This is a genomic window from Parageobacillus sp. VR-IP, from assembly GCF_013357975.1.
GTDB classification, from domain to species: domain Bacteria; phylum Bacillota; class Bacilli; order Bacillales; family Anoxybacillaceae; genus Saccharococcus; species Saccharococcus caldoxylosilyticus.
This window is the reverse complement of sequence record NZ_JABVYQ010000001.1, coordinates 832,122-854,938: the sequence shown is the minus strand read 5'-3', so window position 1 is coordinate 854,938 and position 22,817 is coordinate 832,122. Positions and strand designations below refer to the sequence as shown.

Below are 22,817 nucleotides of genomic sequence, written 5' to 3'. Positions count from 1 at the left end.
TCGTGCAGCACGGATCTATCCCATAGCTCCTCCTTGTTTATCAATATATGATAATTGATCATTTATAATGGTTATTTAGGGTAATAGTAATCGATCCACTCAACTAATCATATTGAATAATCCGAAAAGAATATCTATTACTATCAAAATATTTACTCCTACAAGATTTATGCACTTCATGGAATAAGTATGATTGTCTCCCTCAAAAAGAAGCAAAAAACCGGCACTCGTATTATCATCAACGTATTCATATAAGGTTTTAATTATCAAGTACCGGTTCAAAAAGAAAGGGGTTGACTCCAAAAGGCACATAAAGCGCTTTTGGTTCAGCCCCTTTTGCATTTGATTCGTTTTTTTATTGAACTATTTCCTAATTAAGATTGTTTCCGAAGTATTAGCATCATGATCGTAATAATGGTAAAAGCGATGAATGCCAACAACGGAATCGTAATAAATCCCAGCCAGTTAATATATTGTCCCGAACATGGAACTCCACTTGTACACATTTCAAATTTCTTTAGAAGAGGAATTTTTTGCAGGCCGTAATGGTAACTTGACACGATCATTCCTATGATAGAAAAGGGAAGCACATACTTATAAATGGCTGGATCGTTACGGTAGAGGGCGATTGCAAGCAAAATCGCCAACGGGTACATTAAAATTCGCTGGTACCAACAAAGAGTACAAGGGACAAAGTGCATAACCTCGCTAAAAAACAGGCTTCCTAATGTAGCTATGATGGCTGTAATCCAAGCAAAAATCAACGGCTTATTCATTGCTACGCTTCTCCTTTGCCGCTTCTTCTACCATCTCTTTAAAATCCTCAAATGTTTTTCCTTCAAACTGTTTTCCATTAATAAATAATGTTGGTGTCCCAGTAACCCCCAGTTTATTTGCATAAGACATATCTTTTTCCCAAGCGTCTTTAGACTGGTTTTCTTTGAAGGCTTTCACCACTTTTTCCGTTTCCTTATCGCTGGCAACTTCTTTTAAAGTGTCTTCAAGGAAGGATTCTGTAAAAATATCCATTTTTTCATATTTCGTATCTTCCGGCTGCTTGCTATATAAAAGTTCATGAAATTTCCAGAATGTATCGTTTCCAAGTTCTCGATAGACCGCTTCTGCAAATTGGGCGGCACGAATAGAGTCTACATTGATAAACGAATAGTTCATAAAATAAAATTTAGCTTTACCCGTTTCAATGAATTCCTTCTCAATCAGAGGAAAGAACGATTCGTTAAAGTTCTTACAAACTGGGCATTTATAATCGCCGAACTCAACAATTTTAACTGGAGCTGATTCCCTTCCTAAGTAAGGCTGACCTTCATAATCAATGGCTGTTTCTTTTTTAGATAAATTCCCCCAAAAAATGATACCGAGCACAACACATACACTAAATAAACCAACAACCCAGACAATCCATTTGGATAATGGATTGGATGTAGATATTGATTTTTTCTTGTTTTTCTTCGACTTTGACACGTATTTACCTCCTTCGGATACTTTTTCAAGACCATGCATAAAGTAATCACAAAACTTAAAAATTTATTCTGGAACAAACAATAATGAAAGATTGGTAAAATTACGTACTCTGATTTTCAGATTTGCGGCGCACGAATACATTATCCATCGCAAAGAACTGATTACCGCTAAACAAAAGGTGTAAAGACATAGCTAGCAAGGCCAATTCGAATTCATATCCTCCAACAAAACCACTCTTCAGTTTTACCGTAAAGATCGCTCCTACCATAATTGCGGCAAAGGCACCCGCAATGATTCGTGTTCCTAAACCAAGTATTAAAAGAATTCCGCCAATCAGTTCAACTTCCCCTACTAGATAAGCCAAAAATCCAGGTAATCCTATGCTACTAAAAAAGCCTGCCGTATTTTCGATACCGCCTTGAAATTTCGTAAATCCATGAACCAATAAAATTATACCTAGCACTAGACGGATAATGAAAGAGCCTAATCTAAGTTTTTAATCATTTTATTTCCACCTCTTTTTCTTTACTATAAACTACATTATGTAGTGCAATTCATTGAAAAATTTAAAATAAAGTAATGAGAAACAAAATACATAGATGGACGTAATGGTTAGCATAAACGGAAGCTTTAAAGGAATTTCAGTTTGAGGGTCAAGTATATATTTAATCCTGTAATTGGCTGATGCATCTGCAAACAAGACATATGAAAAAGGCATGTTTGCTCGATTAACTGTTTTCAACATCTTTAATAAGGCACTGCCTAAATCCATTGGAGTTCCCTGCCTATTGATGGCATAGTGTCAGCTAAAACTTCTCTTATAATTTTATACTTTTGGTGAAACCACTTTAAAATCGAAGCAAATAGGGACAATAAAAATAATTTTAAAGGGGCCCTATGTTTTTTATGATACAACTCGTGATAAATGGCCGCCTCTAACTCATTTTTATCCAGAAGATTGAACAGACCCTGTTGAAAGTATAATTTTGGGATTTAGAAATCCCATTGTAACCGCGATTGGAGCTAGGCAAGATATTACCGTAAAATCTTGATTTCCCTCGTTATATTTACGATTGATTTCCTGAGTCAGCTGTTCGTGTCGGTATACAGCAAACCTTTTTTGTTAGCTGCAAAAAGCTGCTTTCCAATCTCCCAGATAGATAAAAATACAGTATAAAAAACTAGAGCATCTAACATGTATTCCACTGAAGACAATCCAAGAGACCTTGCCACACTATGGCATACTTGAATAAGGTTAAACTTTGTGGGTCCCAGCCCAACAAAACATACAGTACGTACATTCCCATTTGAAAAAGAATGGTTCCCGCAATACATGTACACGTTATAAAAATCACTCTTGACCGATTTTTCGACATACATTATCTTTCCTTTTTTAATTCTTTTATTTTTTGCTCCAACTTTTCAATAAGCTCCTGATCCGCTTCTTCTAATGCATCCAACATATGATTCACAACGAGAGAACCGAATTCGTCAATGAGCTCATGAGCCAATTCTTTTGATTGTATGTCAAAAAACTCCTCTTTTGAAAGGACAGGTTGATATAAAGAGGTCCTGCCTTCTACTCTTTTTTGCAGAATTCCCTTTTCGACTAACCGATTCATTACTGTCATAACCGTATTAAAATTAATAGGCTTTTCTCTTTCTAGCACCCGTTGAACATCTTTAATACTCATTTCCGCCCCGTTCCACAAAACATCCATAATCTTTGCTTCAAGCGGACCAAAAAAGCGGTTCAAACCCCTCTCATTAAATTTGAAATTTTGTATTTTCATCGTAGAAACACCTCACACTAACCATTGTAGTGTAAGGTGTTTATGGAGTCAAGGATTCATTCTAGAAACAGCCCAACAGAAAAAGGGAACTGGTCAGAAAGATCCTTAAAAGTATAAGTATAGCATGTATAAACCCGTGGTGCTAGATAAAATCAGACAAGCATAAAAAATAGCCCTGCATGAGGATCTCCTTAAAATGAAAGTGCGACCAAACATCAAAAGGAGAAGTTCCTATGCAAGAGCACTTTCATTTTACAACAGATCGTGCCAAACTTCAAAAACAATATGCATCGATTTTGCTTTTTGTATCGGCTCAACTATCGAGTGTCCAGATTCATCTTCAACGCCGAAATCGTCATTTGTTGAAACAGAAAGACGAAGTCATTATCACCATCCATGTCCTTGGAAAGTTGTTAGGCTTCACTTCCGAACGGACTTGGCACCGGTTTGTGATCGGGAATTTGTTTCCCAAGGCCTTGTTCCCTGAACGTTCTCGGTACAACCGTCGCTGCCGAGCGCTTAGCTTTACGATCAAGTGGATTCGGCACCAGCTGGCCAAGCGCAGGCAACACCATGCGTATGCGGTTGTGGACAGCTTGCCGATCGAGCTGTGTCATTCAGCCCGAATGTATCGCGTCAAACGGTTTCGTGGAATCGCCGATATTGGCTATTGTGCTTCTAAAAGGATCACTTTTGATGGGTTGAAACTTCACCTGCAGGTCACCGATCAAGGGCTTTCGATGGGATATGTCGTTACTGAAGCGTCTTGTCACGATCGGGTGGCCGCTGAAACCGTCATGACGCAAATTCCACATCCATATAACCTCGGTGACAAAGGATACATCAGTCAAAAACTACAAAAGAAGCTGTACGAAGAGCATCGAGTCGCTTTTTGGACGCCCGTTCGAAAAAATCAGCGAATTCACCAATCCGACGCATGGAAACAGTGAGTGAAACGAAAATGCAAAGTGATGGAAACCGTGTTTTCGATTTTAGTCGATTCGTATCGGATCACCGAGATTCGAGCGAACTCGATTTCTGGATTTGAAACGGCACTGGATGATATTTTACTGGCCTACTCCCTTTGTTGTTCTTGGGCTAGTTGAGCGTTAAGACTCAACTAGCACCACGGGTTCTTTTATTATTTCTTTTTTAACAGCTTGTTATGTAGTTTAGAAAAGATGAGCAATGCAACAATCGAACCGATCAAGCAGCATAACATATCCCATTGTGTATCCCAAATATCACCTTGGATTTCTAAAAAGTTTTTGGACGCTTCTCCTCCCTTGCTTATTTTAAAAACTAACCATTCGATAATTTCGTACAAAGCAGCGATGGCTAGCGACATACTTAGGACAATGTTAACTAACCAAGACCCTTTTGTTAATGGAGTTTTTCGCAGTAAAATTTCTCTCAGCACAATCGCAAATAAGCCTTTAAGCAAATGCCCAAATCGGTCGTAATGATTTCGCTTTAAATCATAAGTGTCTTTGATCCAATCAAAAAGAGGGACTTTGGAATAGATATAATGACCACCGACGAACATACTTATGGCTAGAATAGCAATAATGACATAAGAGAGTGTGGTGAAACGGAATTTATTGTATGCTGCGATGACAATGATCAAACCGATAACGGCAGGACTAACCTCTAACGCCCATTTCAGGTAACTGGTCGGTTTAATTGCTGATCAAATAAAAACGGCAATAACAACCAATAGTAAAAATAGATGAATTTTTCTACTTCCACCGTTTCTCACGTTATTCACTCCTTTAGGGGAGGCGCTTTACTTACAGTATTTCACCAAAAACAATTTTCATGCAGTACATATATCGTCCTCGTTGCCCAAAGAATAAACGAATTTAGTTGTAAAAACTGGTTTAGTTAAACAAACAAAAAATGCCTGAATATCCTTCGTTAAAAATAGAAAAAGAAAAAGGACGGTAACGACCCACCTTCGACAATCCAATAGTTGTGGTCGCCCCGATCCCCTTACGGCATATCCACCTTAAACTTCACCTTAAACTTCATCCGTGTTTGTTTCGGTTCCAATTTTAGTTTTATTTTTTTCGACTAAATCATTCTCTCCGCCATTTTTCGCGATTTGTCCCTCTTGGTTTGCGTTCTGCCCGCCTTCTTTCGCGATCTGTCCGCCTTGATTTGCGTTCGGCCCTTTTCCATTGATCTGTCCGCCGGTCTCTGCTGCTTGTTTATTACCAGCTTTACCTCCTTGGTTTGCAAGATTATTATTGTTGTAAATGTTGATATAAATTGTAAGACCGTCTTTGTCGTGTTTAACAGAGATTGCTTCTTTTAATTCTTCCTGATCATCATGGTAATCTTCTTTATGGTGTTTCCCCATAAGGGTATTTCCTCCTTTTTTCTTTTGGTACCAGTAATATATGTTTCGCTTCCAAACGTGATTATGTACTTGTCCCCTGTTAATCATCTATTTTTAATAAATAGGGAGTTTGCTTGGGAAGCATTGAAAGCTAAAACCTACAGCCTCTGAACGAATCATTTAGAAAAAGTACCTGTTTTGATTTGGTTGCTTTTGTGCGAGTGGAACAATAGAGTTTAACTAGCACCATAGATTGTATAAATTTCATTCTATTTATTGACACAACTTAACATCTCATCCCTGTTTTGCATGTCATTTTTAAGTATCTTCTCCATCTTCGAACAGTGTCCGTGCAATGACACAATGTTATCTCGACAGCTAGAATGTATGGGTTAAGGGGGGAATAGCATATCATCATCAGAAAAAATTAAACTAGAAGCAATTCGATGAGTGCTAGAGAACGAGGGATCAGTCGTTGTAATGGCGGAGGAATTAGGCATTCGTCATCGAGATAATTATTTATCATGGATGAAGAAAGATAAACAATATGGAGAAGTCATCATTTTATTTCACACAAATTTACATTAACTTCGAGTTTTATTCATAAAAATGAGGATAGGGAGTTCTATTTTATCAAAAAGGAGTTGATTTTTTTGCATTTTAACTATTTGTATCGAGTTAATTCATGGACACAAATTTTAATTTTGTTACAGCGAAGTTTATACGCAGAAGAAATGGTATGTGCCATGAGTAGTCAGCTTTTTCATATCCCACAAACGAAAGACTTAAAAGGTAGTAGTGAGATGCATAACCATCTAGTTCCTGCTTCTTATCATCGTGTCACGGCAGTGGGTTCAGCTCAAAGACTAGCAAATGGTGAGCAACAACAATCTATTGTACAAACAATGACCGCCTGTATCATTAATGCAGAAAACCGGGATAAAAAAGTTCGTGAAGGATTAAAAATAATGGAGGATAATGCTACTCCAGATTTCAAGCCTTTTATTAAACTGATTATCCAATGGCAAAACCAAGCAGAATCTTATTTATCTCAAACTAAAGCAGCATTAAAATCGATGGGAATCTCGTTCCCTGCTGGAAGTGAGCAGCAAAGCGGGGAATACAATGCTTATTAATATTTAACAGGTTGGCGCTCTGATCCAACCTTTTTGTTTTGGATTTTCTTCTTCTAATGATCCCTGTTAAATGAACAAGTAAATTCATACCTTGATCCTTTTGTATAGAAGGACATGATGGTTGCCGTGTGAATGAATGTACGATTTTGGGCGCGAATGAGGAATGATAATGGGTAAAAACGTTGGTATATCACACCATTTTCCGGTGTCATTTCCGATTTACATATTAACAAAAACGTGAAAACCTCTTCAGCGCAACCCGAAGAGGTTTTTTCATGAAATTTCGCTCAATCACTTTTCTCTTCTTCCCGCCGTATCGCTTCTGCCAACTCCTGCGAAAGAGAATTTTTATAGGTCTCCGCTGATTCTTCTCCTTCGTCTTTAATATCGACAACACTACCTGGGAAATATTGCTCTTTTTCTTTCATCTTTTTCACCTCATAGGTAGTTTGCGCCATGAGATGGGTAATTTATGCGTTTAAAAGTTGTTCGTATACTTTTAAATTCGCGTAAATCGTATGGAAGATTGGTCTTTTTTCGCTATGCTGTATAAGCATCCTTGCAAATGATCGGCTTCTATCGGCAACCCTTTTTCCATATCCCTCTATTTTAACAATCCCTTTGCATAGCCCTCCCGAAATTAGAAAAAACTACAATTGCAAACAAGGAGGGATGATGATGGACAAAAAAACGAAAGAAGGCATGAAAAACCTTGAAGTCAAGGCTACTCCAGAAGACCTTGCCACGGAAAAAAGAATGAGCGACAACAAAGGCCAGCACCGTACACCGAAAGTATAACAACTTATCCAGCAATCAAAATCCGAGGACAACATTGCCTCGGGTTTTTTCGGCAAAATGGAAACTCTCATTTGCTCCCTAATAAATTTGGACACTCGATAAGGTTGTTTTTTATAATTATCTTCATTCATTGGCTTGCGTCAGGCGACAAACACTATAGGTGTTTGACAGCATGAGCAAAGCTGTACTGATAATGGATGCCCCGACTAGAATTTTCAATTCAGTCGTGGAGGCTCACAAGCAAGTTTCCAATGACAGGTTAAAAATTAATCATCGCCGGCACAGCGGTTAATTCCCTGAAAGCCTCCTTTTCCACACTTTCCCACTCGTTGTGTCTATCATACATCAAACAGCATCCCTAAGCTGAGCGCACGAAAAAACAAAGAGATGGCAAGGACCACCCCTTTTTCTCGCTCTATTCATTTTAAGATCCCACAATTGACCTTTTTTAGATGATCGTATTTATTTCTTGCTCCATTTTGTATCCACTTCAACCCCAGCATCATGCAAAAGATTGAACACAGGACATCTTCTTTCCACTTCATTTTTCAGTTGCTCGATTCTCTCTTCACTTTCTTCGGTTTGTATATTTACTTGGAAACGAACTTTTTGGAAATGTGTGCGAACGCCTTCTTCCCCCATTAGCCCCCGGGTATCAATAATGCCTGTCGCTTCAAACTCAATTCCCGAGAAAGTAAAGCCTAATTCTTTGGCAACTAACGGAATCATCACTCCATTACAACCGCACAGTGATGCAACTACATATTCCAGCGGAGTTGGCGCTGCATCAACCCCTCCTAATTCTGCTGGTTCATCCATAGAAAAAGCAGGAAAATTTCGTATAGAAATATTGGTTTTGACGCCCGATTCCCATTTACCTTTAGCAGAGACTTTAACCAATGTAGAAGCTTGAGCCATGTCCTTTCCCCCTTTAGTTAAGTAAATTTATCGGAATTAATAAAATTATAAAAAAATAACCGTAGAGTGTAAAGAAAAATTTTCAAATTCACATTTCCTTGTTTTCCGAATCCAGCAATGAAGGACATTTTATACATGGAAAGCGATTTAATTAAGAAAAATGATATGATTTATACTATGATACTATGCAATATGAACCACTTATTTCCTTTCTATCCACATCACCTTATCAAAAGAAAAAGAAAGCAATCCGAAACTAGATTACTTTCTTTCCCAAGCACCCATGATAAGAAACTCCTGTCTCTTTTTCTTTCTTTAAATTAAAATATAATACCTATAATAATATTTTATATGGATTTTCTAGATAGTTTTTAATGGTGGCAAGAAATTGACTAGCCGGGGCACCATCGATCACTTGATGATCAAACGTTAAACTTAACGGTAAAATCTTTCTCTTCTGAATGGCATCTCCTACAAAAACCGGAGTATCTGTGACCGTTCCTACCCCAAGAATTCCTATCTCCGGCGGATTTAACACTGGTGTAAAAAATTCGACGCCATAAGCACCGAGACTTGTAATGGTAAAAGTAGAGCCCCTCATTTCCTCGCTGCTTAATTTTCCTTCCCTTGCCCGTACGCTCAATTCCTTAATCTTTTTAGAAATTTCTTTTAAAGAAAGTTTCTCTGCATAAGGGATGACCGGAACGACTAGACCGTTCTCCAATGCGACTGCAATTCCTAAATGCACGGAATCATACGTATGAATATGCCCGTCTTGGTAAAGACTGTTCATTTGTTTATGGATACATAATGCTAAAATCGTTGCACGGGCGATAAAATCAGTAATCGTAAGCTTTACATCCGGTTCATCTTGTAAAGCCTCTTTAATCTGTCCCTGTAGCTTAAGTAATTCTGTCACATCCGCTTTCATATGAATCGTTAGCTGAGCCGTTTGCTGCAGGCTTGCAAACATTCTTGTCGCGATTACTTTTCGCATCCCCGTCACCGGTTTTACCTTGACACCTTTTTGTTCCGTTGTGATTGGACTCGTTTCTACGATCGTTTGCTTTTCATTTCCTAGCTGTAAAGATGTTTGTTTTAATCGAATGGCTTTTTCTACATCTGCCCGTGTAATTCTACCCTTGGGCCCCGAACCTGAAATATTACTTAAATCGATTCCCGCTTCACGGGCTAATTTTCTAGCGGCAGGAGAAACGCGCAACATATGTCTAGACGTTGCTTTTGCCTCGATGGTTCCAACGGAAACGGCTACTTCTTGTATTGCTTGTTGCGGTGTTTCATTAGACTGATCATCTGGCTGTTCTCCTTCCTGACCAATGTAACCAATTACCTTTCCTACTTCCACCGTTTCATCTTGTTCAACAAGAATATCTAATAACACCCCATCTTGCGGCGCTTCGATATCTGTTTCAATCTTATCGGAACTAATGACAACGATCGATTCCCCTCTTTTCACTTTATCTCCTTTTTTCTTTAACCACTCTACCACCGTTCCTTCTTTCATACTCATTCCTAACTTTGGCATGAAAATTTCAACCGCCATTCCTATCTCTCCCCTTTTCGATTGGTACAAGGAATGCGTGCTGCTAAATAAACCACATCGAAATCACTTTTAGCAACACGCTTGGATTTATTTAAACTGCTATAATCGTTTCATCTCCTATTATTTCAGCTGCTGCACGAAGTACTTTTTCTGGGGTTGGTAAGTAAAGATCTTCTAATGTTGGTGAAAAAGGAACAGGACAGTGCGGAGCAGTAACCATCTTAATCGGAGCATCTAAATAATCAAATCCTTTATCCGCCACAAGAGCCGAAATATCTGCCGCTACGCTACATCTCGGATTTGCTTCGTCAATCACAATTAATCGACCTGTCTTAGCTACCGAAGATAAAATGGTTTCTTCATCCAGCGGGGATAAAGTTCTTGGATCAATTACCTCTGTTTCCATTCCGCGTGCTTTTAACAGATCCGCTGCTTTTAAAGCCGTATGCACTTGTTTTCCTATCGCCACAATGGTCAAATCATTTCCTTCTCTTTTAATATCTGCTTTTCCAAGAGAGATGGTATAAAATCCTTCTTCCACTTCTCCTTTCATGTTATAAAGCGTTTTATCTTCAAAAAAGATAACAGGATCATCATCAAAAATCGAGGTAAGTAAAAGACCTTTCGCATCGGACGGGGTAGAAGGAACAACGACTTTTAGCCCTGGTATATGGGTGAAAATCGCGTACAGGCTTTGTGAATGTTGCGCAGCCGCGCGAAATCCGGCACCGTGCATCGTTCGTATGGTTAAAGGTACTTTCGCCTTTCCGCCAAACATATAGCGGAGTTTTGCCGCTTGGTTCATTACTTCATCTAAACAACTTCCGATAAAATCATTAAACATCAATTCTGCAATCGGCCTTAACCCCGTAGCCGCCGCAGTAACCGCTGCCCCAATATATCCAGCTTCCGCAATCGGCGTATCTAATACTCTTTCTCTCCCAAACTCTTGGACAAGACCTTTGGTGACGCCCATTACTCCTCCCCAAGCTTCCTCATCTTGCAAATGATCAACGGCTGCACCGCCAGCTACGTCTTCTCCCAACAAAATAACATTTTCATCTTTGCGCATCGCGAGCTTCATTGCCTCATTAATTGCTTCTGAGAAAGAAATGGTTCTTGTCATAATGGTTATTTGCCTCCTTACTTTTATGATTAATAGGATACATAAACATCTTTTAAAAGATCTTCTTCCGCCGGGAATGGGCTTTTTTCCGCAAAATCTACTGCTTTCTCAATCGTTTCCGCCACATTCCGTTCTATTTCAAGCAATTCTTGTTCTGATAATAGATGTTTGGAAAGAATATAGTTCCGGAATTTTACGATGGCATCTAATTCTTTTAAATGTTTTTCTTTTTCTTCCGCTGATTTATACGTTTGTGCATCTCCTTCAAAATGACCATAGTTTCGATAGGTCTTACATTCGATTAAAGTTGGCCCTTCCCCGTTGCGAGCTCTCGTTATTGCTCTTTCTGCCGCTTCGTATACGGCAATCACGTCTTTGCCATCCACCATCTCTCCTGGAATGTTGTAAGCGGCTGCCCGGTCTGCAATGTTTTTACAGCTGGATGCATATTCGAAAGGAGTTGCTTCAGCATAGCCATTGTTTTCCGCCACAAAAACAACTGGTAATTTCCAAATAGCCGCAAGATTGATTCCTTCATGAAATGTACCGTGATTATTCGCCCCATCGCCAAAGAAACAAACGGCAACAGCACCGGTTTTCTTCAGTTTCGCCGTCAAACCAGCTCCAACCGCTAAAGGAAATCCGCCACCGACTATGCCATTGGCACCAAGCATTCCCTTTTCCACATCGGCAATATGCATGGATCCCCCTTTTCCTTTGCATAATCCTGTAGCTTTTCCATAAATCTCCGCCATCATACCGTTCAAATCACAGCCTTTTGCAATACAGTGGCCGTGTCCGCGATGCGTACTCGTAATATAGTCTTTTTCATTCAAATGAGCACAAACCCCTACCGCTACTGCTTCCTCACCAGCATATAAATGAACAAATCCTGGCAAAATTCCTCTGCTGAAGATTTCATGAACTTTGTCCTCAAACTGACAAATTTCACACATTTTCTGATACATCCATTTTGCTTTTTCTCTCGTAAAACTCTTGGATTCCGGTTTTGTCACTGTCATCCTTCCATCCTCCTTATGAGTGTGATGAATGAAAATGAAATCTTCTCGCTTTATTAACCATGCAAGGAGTGTGCCAATAAAAAAAACGCTTACAAAAATATGGTTGTAAGCGTTTTTGAAAAGACAAATTCGGACTAATCTCATTTTTTCTCATTTTTTCTCATTCTTTCTCATTTTGTCTCATATCAAATGATATTTCTTTAATTTCCGGTAAAATGTACTGCGAGGAATATTTAACTCAGCGGCTGCTTGAGCAATATTGCCTTTTGTTTTCTGCAGGATATCCATCATATGATTTTTTTCAATCTGTTCACGATAAGATAAAGTTTCTTGACCTGACTCCATATTTTCTTCCTGACTTTCCCAGCCAATGAACATCGATCGGAGTTCTGGAATAGAAGGAATATGATCTCCGTATTCAATTCGAACTCGCTCCAACACGTTAAATAATTCGCGAATATTTCCTGGCCAATGATAGGTCATCAATAGTTGGATCACTTCATCAGGAAAGAAAACAGACCAATTCTTTTGCTGGCAATAATACTGAATCAAAAATGGTATATCCTCTTTTCGTTCTCTTAACGCCGGAACTTTGATTGGATATACATAAATGCGATAAAATAAATCTTCCCTTAGCTTTCCTTCTCTTACTAATTGATATAAATCGCAGTGTGTTGCCGTTATTACTCTTACGTCAATAGGAATTGGTTTTGTGCCGCCAATAGGAACGACTTCCCTTTCCTGCAAAACCCGTAAAAGCGCTATTTGCATTTCCAAAGAGATTTCGCCAATTTCATCGAGAAAAATGGTTCCGCCGTTTGCTTGAACAAATTTTCCTTTATGTCCTGTACGTTTTGCCCCCGTAAATGCCCCTTCCACATAACCAAACAGTTCGCTGCCAATCAGTTCCTTCGGTATTGCGCCGCAATTAATCGCAACAAATGGCCTGTTTTTTCTTTTGCTGTTTTGATGAATAGCGCGGGCGATTAATTCTTTTCCTGTTCCTGTTTCTCCGGTTATATGAACAGTAGCATCTGTTTTCGCTACCTTTTCACAGCTCTTTATTACATTTGCAAATGATATGCTCCTACCGGTTACTCCTTCAAAATGAAAAGTCGTTGAAACCAATTTGGAATCATTATTTTTCTTCTGAAGAGTAACTCGATAACCAATAACATCATGATGAATAGAAGAATAAATCGGAATCTTAGATTTTATCACCCAATGATCACCACAAACATCTTCTAGTGATCGATTAAGCATGTTTGAAAAGGAAGAGCGTAAACAATGATTAACCCAGACAATACTCCCTTTATGATTACATATAACTACGGGGGAATCGGTATTTTCCATATTGCAAGCATACTTAAACAACTCTAATTCATCTTCTTTCGCTTGCATGTGGAATCGTTGTTCGATGGTATATGCTGCGGCAACAACCGTGGCTAGGACATGGTCGTGAAACGGATAATGATTGATGGGGTATGAAACGTCGATAATTCCGACAAATTCTCTCTTTTCGTCATAAATAGGTGTTGCGGAACAAACCCATTGATGAGAAGCAACGGAATAATGTTCTAAGCCGACAATCGTAATTGGCTCGCAAATTCTCAAAGACGTGCCAATGGCATTTGTCCCAACCTCATCTTCTGTCCACTTTACTCCTTCCACAAATTTTATTCCTTCGGCCATTTTCATTGCTTGTTTATTTCCCTTTGCATATAAAACATATCCTTCTCGATCGACAAGGAGAAAAATAGATTTTGTTTCCTGTAAATATTTTTGCAGCTTTTCTAAAATAGGTACGGCAATCTGAAGCAATCTTTGATTCCGTTTTTTCCTTTCTGCTAGCAAATGAGGCTCTAAAATAATCTTTCCTTTTCCGTCATAAGGGTCCACATTTTTCTGGCGGCAGAGATACCATGATTCCGCAATTCTTTTGTTCATCCTTGCATGATCCAATGTTCCTTCACGCACAAAGCGCTGCCAAATTTCGCGTCTAGATGGATCTACGATATTCATATCCATCCTCCCAGCACTTAATATCGTTAGATAATGTTTACATTCGTTTTTTACATAAAAAATTCCTCTTGAAAACAACTTGTTTTCAAGAGGAATCCTACCATTATGGCAAATTCGTCGTTCCCATGAGGAAACGGTCGACTTCTCTCGCCGCTTCCCGGCCTTCGTGAATCGCCCAGACGATTAAGCTTTGGCCGCGGCGGGCATCTCCAGCGGCGAAAACTCCTTCGATGTTCGTTGTATATTTCCCGTACGGCGCTTTGACTTTGTTGTTGATCGTTTCGACGCCGAACTGTTTCAACACCGGCTGCTCCGGGCCTTCAAAGCCGATGGCGATGAAAACTAAATCGCACGGCCACACTTGTTCGGTGCCTGGAATTTCTTTAAATACTGCTTTGCCGTTTTCATCGATGATCTTTTCCATTTGGATCGTGTGCAGCTCTTTCACGCGGCCGTGTTCGTCGCCGACGATTTTTTTCGTTTGAATGCAATATTGCCGCGGATCGGCGCCGAACTTCGCTTTCGCTTCTTCATAGGCGTAATCGAGGGTAAAGACAAGCGGAAACTGCGGCCACGGGTTATCTTTCCGGCGTTCATGCGGCAGGGCCGGGTGCTTGCCAAACTGCACGACGCTTTTGCATCCTTGCCTTAATGCAGTCGCGACGCAGTCCGCTCCTGTATCACCGCCGCCGATGACAATGACGCGCTTGTCTTTCGCGTCGATAAAGTTGCCGTCGGCAAAGTTGGAATCAAGCAGGCTTTTTGTGACTCCGGTCAAATAATCCATCGCAAAATGGACGCCCTCAAGCTCTCTGCCTTCAATCGCAAGATCGCGCTGCTTTTGCGCGCCGACGCACAATACGACGGCGTCATATTGCGCGCGCAGCTCATCGGCGGTGATGTCTTTGCCGACTTCCGTGTTAGTGACAAACGTAATGCCTTCTGCTTCTAATAACCGAACGCGGCGCTCGACAATTTCTTTTTCCAGCTTCATATTTGGAATGCCATACATGAGCAGGCCGCCGATGCGATCCGCGCGTTCGTACACCGTTACCGAATGCCCCGCCTGATTGAGCTGGTCGGCGCAGGCGAGGCCGGCAGGGCCGGAGCCGACGATCGCCACCTTTTTCCCGGTGCGTTTTTGCGGAATGCGCGGCTGAATCCAGCCTTCGGCAAATCCTTTATCGATAATCGCCCGCTCAATGCCTTTGATTGCAACCGCGGGATCGGAAATCGCCACCGTACAAGAGCCTTCACATGGCGCCGGACAAACCCGTCCGGTAAATTCTGGGAAGTTGTTCGTTTTCAGTAGCCGCTCGAGCGCCTCTTTCCATCTGCCGCGGTAGACTAAATCGTTCCATTCCGGAATTAAATTATGAATCGGACATCCTGACGTCAGACCGTTTAATTCCAATCCCATATGACAAAACGGCGTCCCGCAGTCCATGCAACGGGCTCCTTGCCGTGCGAGCATTTCCTCGGAAAATGGAAACGTATATTCTTTCCAATCGCCAAGACGGGAAAGCGGGTCACGTTTCGTTTCTTCCTCGCGTGCATATTCCATAAAACCGGTTGCTTTTCCCATGATCGTGTCCCTCCTTTTCCGTACCATTCCAATAACGGTGGCGAAGCGATCGCATTACTTCGCGACCGCCTGCAAAACGTGTACTCCGCTTACCGCGGCTTTTTTTCGTTTCGCCACCGTTTCAAACGCAGCCATCATTGCTTCCTCTTGCGAAAGCCCGGATTGTTCGAGCGTGTGAATCGTTTCGATCATCAATTTGTAATTGCGCGGAATGACTTTTACAAATTTGCTGACATATGTTTCCCAATGGGCCAAAATATGAGACGCTTTACGGCTTCCCGTGTAGCGGTAATGTTTGATGATCATTTCACGCACTTCGTTGATTTCCCGTTCGCCCTCGAGCTGTTCAAACAGCACCAATTCTTTATTGGCCGTTTTTTGCCAGTCTTCTTCATCCGCCAATACGTAGGCGATGCCGCCGGACATTCCAGCCGCAAAGTTTTTCCCGACAGAACCAAGAATGACGACGCGTCCGCCTGTCATGTACTCGCAGCCATGGTCGCCGACACCTTCCACAACGGCGTGGACGCCGCTGTTTCGCACGCAGAACCGCTCGCCGGCGCGTCCGCGGATGTAGGCTTCGCCGCTCGTTGCCCCGTAGAAAGCAACGTTGCCGATAATGACGTTATCCGCAGAAGCAAACGGAGCGTCTTGCGGCGGACGAACGATTACTTTGCCACCGGATAGACCTTTTCCGACATAGTCGTTCGCATCGCCGACGAGCTCGAGCGTCATTCCTTTCGGCACGAAAGCGGCAAAGCTTTGTCCGGCCGAACCAGTGAAATGAAGGCGAATCGTATCTTCTGGAAGCCCTTCTTCCCCGTATCGTTTCGAAATTTCGCTTCCTGTCATCGCGCCGACCGTCCGGTGCACGTTGCGAATCGGCAAATGAAGCTCGACTTTTTCCTGCCGTTCAAGCGCCGGTCGGACTGCCGGCAAAATTTCCGTATAATCCAGCGTTTGTTCGAGACGATGATTTTGCGGACGGGCAAATGTCCGCGGTCCGTCGGCTTGATAAAGAAGGCGCGATAAATCTAAATGTTTCGCTTTCCAATGATTTTTCGCGCGTTCGCCGACTCTTAAGACGTCGACTCTTCCGACCATCTCATCGATGGTGCGGAATCCGAGCTGAGCCATGATTTCACGCACTTCTTGGGCGACAAAATACATAAAGTTGACGACATGTTCCGGTTTGCCCATAAACTTTTTGCGCAGCTCCGGATTTTGCGTCGCCACGCCGACCGGGCATGTATCGAGATGGCACGCTCGCATCATCACACAGCCTAAAACGACAAGCGGAGCAGTCGCAAAGCCGAATTCTTCGGCGCCAAACAAGGCAGCCATGACGACATCGCGGCCGGTCATTAATTTTCCGTCTGTTTCCAAGACGACGCGGTCGCGCAAGCCGTTTAACATCAACGTCTGATGCGTTTCGGCAAGACCGAGCTCCCACGGCAGCCCCGCGTGCTTAATGCTCGTTTTTGGCGATGCGCCGGTGCCGCCGTCATAGCCGCTGATGACAATCACGTCGGCGTTTCCTTTCGCGACGCCGGCGGCGATCGTTCCGACGCCTGCTTTCGCCACGAGTTTCACGCTGATGCGCGCGTCTTTATTGGCGTTCTTCAAATCGTAAATAAGCTGTGCCAAATCTTCGATCGAATAAATGTCATGGTGCGGCGGCGGCGAAATCAACTCGACTCCCGGCGTCGAGCCGCGCACCTTGCCAATCCACGGATATACTTTATTGGCCGGCAATTGTCCGCCTTCGCCAGGTTTTGCCCCTTGCGCCATTTTGATTTGCAATTCATCGGCGTTGACTAAATAATGGCTTTTGACGCCAAAGCGGCCCGATGCAACCTGCTTGATTGCGCTTCGGCGCCAGTCGCCGTTTGCATCCTTGACGTAGCGGTTTGGATCTTCGCCTCCCTCGCCGCTGTTGCTTTTTCCGCCAATGCGGTTCATCGCGATCGCCAGCGCTTCATGAGCTTCCTGGCTTAACGAACCGTAAGACATCGCACCGGTTTTAAAGCGGCGCACGATCGATTCAACCGGTTCGACCTCTTCGATTGGAACCGGGGTTCTTGTTTCATCAAATTCAAACAAATTCCGCAAAAACGTCATACATTCTTCATTTGCCAATTTTGAATATTGTTTGTACAACTCATAATCATTTTTCCGGCATGCCCATTGAAGCAGATGGATCGTTTTCGGGTTGAACGCATGATGTTCCCCGTTTCGCCGCCATTGCAGCTCGCTGCCCGTCTCTAGCGTGCCGTCTTGGTAAGATGTATAGAAGGCTGCTTCGTGTCGCATTTTCGCTTCCTTGGCGATTTCAGCAAGACCGATGCCGCCGATTTGCGATGCCGTACCGGTGAAGTATTGCTCGATCACTTCTTCGCCAATGCCGACCGCTTCAAAAATTTGCGCGCCGCGGTAGCTTTGCACCGTCGAAATGCCCATTTTCGACATCACTTTCACGACACCGTCGGTAGCGGCTTTGATATATTTACGCACCGCATCGCGATACGACAGCGCCACATTGCCTTTTTCCACTTCCTGGCGGATCGTCTCAAGCGCCAAATATGGATTTACCGCGTCAGCGCCATACCCGATTAAAGCCGCGAAGTGATGCACTTCCCGCGCTTCGCCGCTTTCAACAATGATGCTTACGTTCGTCCGTGTCCCTTTGCGGACGAGGTATTGATGAAGGGCGCTCGTGGCAAGCAATGTCGGAATCGCGACATGTTTTTCATTCACACCGCGGTCAGACAAGACAAGAAGCGTCGCACCGTTTTCCATTGCTTCGTCAGCTTTGGCAAACAGCTCATCAAGCGCCTGTTTTAAATCATCAGTAAATAGCGTTGGAAGCGTCACACAGGCAAATTCCGGATACGGATTGGATTTTAACGCTGCCAGTTCCTCATTGGAAAGAATCGGCGTCTCCAAACGAATGCGACGGGCTGCCGATGCATCTGGATGTAAAATATCCCCTTCTTTGCCGAGAAGCGTCATCGTCGATGTCACGATATATTCGCGAATCGCATCAATCGGTGGATTCGTCACTTGCGCAAACAGTTGTTTAAAGTAGTTAAACAAGCTTTGCGGACGGTCGGACAGAACAGCCAGCGGCGCATCCATCCCCATCGCGCCGGTCGGATCTTTCCCTTCCGTCACCATCGGGATGATCATTTTTTCGACATCTTCATACGTATAGCCGAACGCTTTTTGCAACGTCACAAGGTTGTCGACCGGTTTTACCGTTTCCGGAATGTCAAGGTCAGAAAGAGCAATCATTTGCTCGTCAAGCCATTGGCGGTATGGCTTCTCTTTGGCGATTTCTCCTTTGATTTCCTGATCGGAAATAATCCGCCCTTGTTCTAAATCGACTAACAGCATTTTCCCCGGGCTCAGCCGGTCTTTATAGAGGATATTGTTCGGATCGACATCGATGACGCCGACTTCCGACGAGAAAATAATATAGTCATCTTTCGTCACATAATAACGCGCTGGCCGCAGCCCGTTGCGGTCCAAAATCGCACCGATCTGCTTTCCGTCCGTGAACGAAATTGCTGTCGGCCCGTCCCATGGCTCCATCAGGCAGCTATGGTACTCGTAAAACGCTTTTTTCGCCTCATCCATTTCCTCATCCCAAAACCATGGCTCCGGAATCAGCATCATCGCCGCATGCGCCAACTTTTTCCCTGCTAGGACAAAAAATTCGAATGCATTGTCTAAAATCGACGAGTCGCTGCCGTTCGTATCCAAAATCGGCGTAATTTTTTGCAAATCATCGCCGAACAGCTCCGATACAAACTGCTTTTCGCGCGCCATCATCCAATTGACGTTGCCGCGCAGCGTATTGATTTCGCCGTTATGAATTAAATAGCGGTTTGGATGCGCTCTTTCCCAGCTAGGGAACGTGTTGGTGCTAAAGCGGGAGTGAACGAGGGCAAACGCCGAGCGGAACCGTTCATCTTGCAAATCGACGTAAAACTCATCCAATTGTTCCGGAGTAAGCAACCCTTTATAGACAATCGTCCGGCTCGAAAGACTTGCAAAATAGCATTCATTATTCTCAACGAGTTTTTCCGCTTGTTTGCGAATCACGTACAATTTCCGCTCAAACGCAAGTTCATCGGTAAGATCGTCGCTTGCTGCGATAAATACTTGGCGGATAAATGGCTTGCTTTGTTTTGCAAGTTTTCCAAGTTTTTCGATATTTACAGGCACAGTACGCCACCCTAACAGCGTCTGTCCCTCTTTTTCAACGATTTTATTAAACTCTGTTTCATAATACGCCCGTCTTTCCTCATCTTCCGGCAAAAACACCATGCCGACGCCGTAGCGCCCTTTTGGCGGAAGATTCATTTTTCCGCACGCCACTCGGAAATATTCATGCGGAATTTGTACCATAATTCCCGCGCCGTCGCCCGTTCGCGGATCGCTTCCTTGTCCGCCGCGGTGTTCAAGCTGGCGCAGCATATGCAGCGCTTTTTTGATAATGTCGTGAGACGGCTTCCCTTTTAAATGTGCATAAAAACCGATCCCGCACGCATCATGTTCAAATTCAGGGCGATAAAGCCCTTGTGCTTTTGGCAGTCCGTAATGTTTCATGCTGCTTCCCTCCCGTTCCGATTTCTCTGTAATAATCATTGTAATTTTCAAAAATAATATAAACAATATATAATTTAGATTAAATCCATCTCATTTTGCGATAAATGGCAGGGAGGGGAGAGAAAAATGGAACTGAGACAGCTGCAATATTTCGTGGAGGTAGCGAAGCGGGAACACGTTTCCGAAGCGGCGGAAGCGCTGCATGTCGCCCAATCCGCCATCAGCCGGCAAATTGCAAATTTGGAAGCAGAACTTGGCGTCCAATTGTTTGAGCGGGAAGGACGAAACGTCAAACTCACCCCTGTCGGCCGCCATTTTTTGCCGCATGTCGAGACGGCGCTCAAAGCGATCGAATACGCCAAGCAGCAAATCGAAGAATATTTGGATCCTGAGCGCGGAACAATCAAAATCGGCTTCCCGACGAGCCTTGCCAGCCATACGATGCCGATGGTCATCTCCGCCTTTAAAGAAGAGCATCCAAACGTGGCGTTTCACCTGCGGCAAGGGGCGTACCGGTATTTAATCGAAGCGGTGAAAAAAAGAGAAATCGATTTGGCGTTTCTCGGACCTGTTCCAACTGGCGAACAGGGCATTAAAGGGGAGATTTTGTTTTCAGAAACGTTTGCCGCTCTTCTTCCAAGCAATCATCCGCTCGCCAAGCGAAGCAGTTTAGTGCTAAACGAGCTACGCAACGATCCGTTCGTCACGTTTCCAGAAGGGTATGTGCTGCATCAAATTGTGCTTGATGCTTGCCATCAGGCCGGATTTTCCCCGGTCATCTCGTCAGAAGGAGAAGATTTGGATGCAATCAAAGGGCTTGTCTCGGCGGGAATCGGCGTCACCCTGCTTCCGGAAAGCGCCTTTTATGAAACGGTATTGCGCTTTGCCGTCAAAGTGCCGATCGAAATGCCGCAAGTCAAGCGAAACGTTGGCATCATTGTTTCCGATCATCACGAACTGGCGCCGTCGGTCAAAGTGTTTTATCGGTTTGTGAAAGACTTTTTCGCCCGGTTGGAGCGGTATCAGTAAAAAAGTCGGTACCCAAACTAATATGGGTACCGACTTTTTCATTGTTCATTTTATTGTATTTCAGGATAGAACAAAACTTTCCCAAAAAATCCGTTTTTATTTATTATTCTTTCAAAAATCTCTGGTCCCTGTGAAAGAGGAACACGGTGAGTTATTAATGGCCTTACATTAATCAATCCCTTACTCATACATTCGATTGTTGTGTTCCACTCTCTTCCAGGGAATGGAGCTGAGATAGCATTCCAAGATCCTAGCACAGTTAATTCATTTCTTACAATTTTTTCAAAATAAAATCGTTCGATGTTTACATCCGAGTATGGGATACCTAAAAACAAAACTTGTCCTCCTTTTTTGGCTAACGCAAACACTTGAGCAGATGTAATAGGAGAACCGGCTGATTCAATAACTAAATCAACCCCATTTCCATCAGTTAGTTCCATTAAATGTTCATAAGCTGATTTTTCAGCTGAATGAATAACAACATCCGCACCAACTTCTTTTGCAATATTTAATTTCTTACTATCAATATCGATCGCATAAACTTTACTAGCACCGAAAATTTTTGCCCACTGAACAGCTAATAAGCCAATACTCCCGCACCCCATTACTGCAACATCTGCGCCAGGATGTATTCTAGTTCGGTAAAATCCATGTGCCACTACAGCTGAAGGTTCTATAAATGCCGCAGAATCAAAGTCAATTGTTTCCGGTATAGAAATTACATTTTCTCCAGGAAGCTTTACATACTCTGCAAATGCTCCAGGATGTCTAGCTCCAATTACTGTTAATTCTTTACATTGTGATAGCAATCCTTTTTTACAGCTTTCACACTTTCCACAATAAAGTGCAGGGCATGCAGCCACACGGTCCCCGATTTTAACATGATGAACGTCAGAGCCGATTGCAACTACTTCACCGCTAAACTCATGTCCCCATACCATTCCTTCAATATATGGACCTAACTTAGCATATCTAGATAAGTCAGAGCCACAAATGCCTGCCACCTTTACTTTTATAATGACCTCATCATTTTTTTCAATAAACGGTTCCTCGGCTTCCTCGTATCGCAAATCTCTTTTTCCATATAACTTTAATGCCCTCATTCATTTTTACTTCCTTCCTACTCTGCTTATATTTCATTAGATTCCGCAGCCTCAACAGAAAGATTTGATTGGGTAGATGGCTTTCTTTGTTTTAAATAAAATTTAGAGGCTAACGCTATACCGACAACAATGGTGTTAATTAACAACTGATGCTCAACATAAAAATCTCCAACCATTCTCCCATATGATCCAAACACAAAATCAAGAATTTTTTCAATCATAAATTCCGACCGCCTTTTATTTTTAATTTAACTTCTGGGCAGTCACAGAAAGCGCTTTCTTAT

Annotated in this window: 18 protein-coding genes and 2 pseudogenes; 4 read left to right on the top strand and 16 right to left on the bottom strand. The window is 42.7% G+C overall.

The annotated features are described in order from the left end of the window. Nucleotides 1-374: 374 nt before the first annotated feature. The 4 genes from HT574_RS04415 to HT574_RS04400 form a co-directional block, all read right to left on the bottom strand. Nucleotides 375-776 (bottom strand): disulfide oxidoreductase, encoded by a 402-nt coding sequence (locus HT574_RS04415; RefSeq protein ID WP_175243593.1) that lies wholly within the window; start codon nucleotides 774-776, stop codon nucleotides 375-377. Next, complete coding sequence (locus tag HT574_RS04410) at nucleotides 769-1,482, bottom strand: DsbA family protein (RefSeq protein ID WP_175243592.1); 714 nt, start codon at nucleotides 1,480-1,482, stop codon at nucleotides 769-771. The genes HT574_RS04415 and HT574_RS04410 overlap by 8 nt, the downstream gene beginning before the upstream one ends. A gap of 100 nt (nucleotides 1,483-1,582) precedes the next feature. Next, nucleotides 1,583-1,927: a DoxX family protein gene (locus tag HT574_RS04405; RefSeq protein WP_217499367.1), complete on the bottom strand. Its 345-nt coding sequence runs from the start codon at nucleotides 1,925-1,927 to the stop codon at nucleotides 1,583-1,585. Nucleotides 1,928-2,861: 934 nt separating this feature from the next. Then, nucleotides 2,862-3,275 carry a BlaI/MecI/CopY family transcriptional regulator gene (locus HT574_RS04400; RefSeq protein WP_175243591.1) on the bottom strand — a complete coding sequence of 138 codons (414 nt, stop codon included), beginning with the start codon at nucleotides 3,273-3,275 and terminating at the stop codon, nucleotides 2,862-2,864. 233 nt (nucleotides 3,276-3,508) lie between these two features. Between HT574_RS04400 and HT574_RS04395 the strand changes: the two are divergent. After that, nucleotides 3,509-4,388, top strand: a pseudogene (locus HT574_RS04395) (IS982 family transposase). A gap of 28 nt (nucleotides 4,389-4,416) precedes the next feature. Here HT574_RS04395 and HT574_RS04390 read toward each other — a convergent pair. Both HT574_RS04390 and HT574_RS04385 read right to left on the bottom strand, forming a co-directional pair. After that, a pseudogene (locus HT574_RS04390) lies at nucleotides 4,417-5,034 on the bottom strand (DUF2238 domain-containing protein). Nucleotides 5,035-5,295: 261 nt separating this feature from the next. Further along, nucleotides 5,296-5,637 carry a hypothetical protein gene (locus HT574_RS04385; RefSeq protein WP_052351449.1) on the bottom strand — a complete coding sequence of 114 codons (342 nt, stop codon included), beginning with the start codon at nucleotides 5,635-5,637 and terminating at the stop codon, nucleotides 5,296-5,298. Between the two features lie 632 nt (nucleotides 5,638-6,269). Between HT574_RS04385 and HT574_RS04380 the strand changes: the two genes are divergently transcribed. Next, nucleotides 6,270-6,752, top strand: a complete 483-nt coding sequence (locus tag HT574_RS04380) for a hypothetical protein (RefSeq protein WP_175243590.1) — start codon at nucleotides 6,270-6,272, stop codon at nucleotides 6,750-6,752. A 287-nt stretch (nucleotides 6,753-7,039) separates the two neighbouring features. Here HT574_RS04380 and HT574_RS04375 read toward each other — a convergent pair whose 3' ends face one another. Then, on the bottom strand, nucleotides 7,040-7,180 hold the full coding sequence (locus HT574_RS04375; protein WP_160299171.1) for a hypothetical protein: 141 nt from the start codon (nucleotides 7,178-7,180) through the stop codon (nucleotides 7,040-7,042). Nucleotides 7,181-7,424: 244 nt separating this feature from the next. Between HT574_RS04375 and HT574_RS20180 the strand changes: the two genes are divergently transcribed. Continuing rightward, nucleotides 7,425-7,550, top strand: coding sequence for a hypothetical protein (locus HT574_RS20180; protein WP_256410093.1), 126 nt, complete (start codon nucleotides 7,425-7,427; stop codon nucleotides 7,548-7,550). A gap of 462 nt (nucleotides 7,551-8,012) precedes the next feature. Here the strand turns inward: HT574_RS20180 and HT574_RS04370 are convergent, their stop codons facing one another. The 7 genes from HT574_RS04370 to gltB form a co-directional block, all read right to left on the bottom strand. After that, nucleotides 8,013-8,468 carry an OsmC family protein gene (locus tag HT574_RS04370; protein WP_175243589.1) on the bottom strand — a complete coding sequence of 152 codons (456 nt, stop codon included), beginning with the start codon at nucleotides 8,466-8,468 and terminating at the stop codon, nucleotides 8,013-8,015. A gap of 334 nt (nucleotides 8,469-8,802) precedes the next feature. Then, nucleotides 8,803-10,032: a dihydrolipoamide acetyltransferase family protein gene (locus HT574_RS04365; protein WP_175243588.1), complete on the bottom strand. Its 1,230-nt coding sequence runs from the start codon at nucleotides 10,030-10,032 to the stop codon at nucleotides 8,803-8,805. Between the two features lie 91 nt (nucleotides 10,033-10,123). Next, the gene (locus HT574_RS04360; RefSeq protein WP_175243587.1) at nucleotides 10,124-11,158 is read right to left on the bottom strand and encodes an alpha-ketoacid dehydrogenase subunit beta; all 1,035 of its coding nucleotides are present in this window, start codon (nucleotides 11,156-11,158) and stop codon (nucleotides 10,124-10,126) included. 29 nt (nucleotides 11,159-11,187) lie between these two features. Next, the gene (locus HT574_RS04355) at nucleotides 11,188-12,180 is read right to left on the bottom strand and encodes a thiamine pyrophosphate-dependent dehydrogenase E1 component subunit alpha (RefSeq protein WP_175243586.1); all 993 of its coding nucleotides are present in this window, start codon (nucleotides 12,178-12,180) and stop codon (nucleotides 11,188-11,190) included. A 180-nt stretch (nucleotides 12,181-12,360) separates the two neighbouring features. After that, nucleotides 12,361-13,878, bottom strand: a complete 1,518-nt coding sequence (locus HT574_RS04350; protein ID WP_375154082.1) for a sigma-54-dependent Fis family transcriptional regulator — start codon at nucleotides 13,876-13,878, stop codon at nucleotides 12,361-12,363. Nucleotides 13,879-14,305: 427 nt separating this feature from the next. Beyond that, nucleotides 14,306-15,787, bottom strand: coding sequence for a glutamate synthase subunit beta (locus HT574_RS04345; RefSeq protein WP_175243584.1), 1,482 nt, complete (start codon nucleotides 15,785-15,787; stop codon nucleotides 14,306-14,308). 54 nt (nucleotides 15,788-15,841) lie between these two features. Further along, nucleotides 15,842-20,401, bottom strand: coding sequence for a glutamate synthase large subunit (gltB, locus tag HT574_RS04340; protein ID WP_175243583.1), 4,560 nt, complete (start codon nucleotides 20,399-20,401; stop codon nucleotides 15,842-15,844). 126 nt (nucleotides 20,402-20,527) lie between these two features. Between gltB and gltC the strand changes: the two genes are divergently transcribed. Continuing rightward, nucleotides 20,528-21,430, top strand: coding sequence for a glutamate biosynthesis transcriptional regulator GltC (gltC, locus tag HT574_RS04335; RefSeq protein ID WP_175243582.1), 903 nt, complete (start codon nucleotides 20,528-20,530; stop codon nucleotides 21,428-21,430). 50 nt (nucleotides 21,431-21,480) lie between these two features. Here the strand turns inward: gltC and HT574_RS04330 are convergent, their stop codons facing one another. Then, nucleotides 21,481-22,533 (bottom strand): galactitol-1-phosphate 5-dehydrogenase, encoded by a 1,053-nt coding sequence (locus HT574_RS04330; RefSeq protein WP_175243581.1) that lies wholly within the window; start codon nucleotides 22,531-22,533, stop codon nucleotides 21,481-21,483. A gap of 26 nt (nucleotides 22,534-22,559) precedes the next feature. Beyond that, entirely contained in the window at nucleotides 22,560-22,754 is a 195-nt protein-coding gene (locus HT574_RS04325) for a hypothetical protein (RefSeq protein WP_061580377.1), read from the bottom strand. Nucleotides 22,755-22,817 lie beyond the last annotated feature (63 nt).